This is a genomic window from Shewanella sp. AS16 (assembly GCF_021412365.1).
GTDB classification, from domain to species: Bacteria; Pseudomonadota; Gammaproteobacteria; order Enterobacterales; family Shewanellaceae; genus Shewanella; species Shewanella salipaludis.
Genome location: NZ_JAKCLK010000154.1, coordinates 1 through 310 on the forward strand (window position 1 = coordinate 1; position 310 = coordinate 310).

Sequence of the window (310 nt, forward strand, 5' to 3'; positions counted from 1 at the left end):
TGGCGCATAACGTAGGAATTTCGATTCCTGCCGCCGGGCATATGATCTCGTATTATGCGCTGGGGGTGGTGGTCGGTGCGCCTATAATCGCGCTTTTTTCCAGCCGCTACTCACTCAAACATATCTTGTTGTTTCTGGTGGCGTTGTGCGTCATTGGCAACGCCATGTTCACGCTCTCTTCGTCTTACCTGATGCTCGCCATTGGTCGGCTGGTTTCCGGCTTTCCGCATGGTGCATTTTTTGGCGTCGGCGCGATCGTGTTATCAAAAATTATCAAACCCGGCAAAGTCACCGCCGCCGTGGCAGGGAT

General features: G+C 53.5%; 1 protein-coding gene. It reads left to right on the forward strand.

The genetic code is table 11. The features are described from left to right. Nucleotides 1-310: MFS transporter (locus LZP73_RS19765; RefSeq protein WP_234236613.1), on the forward strand; the 310-nt coding region annotated here is incomplete at both ends.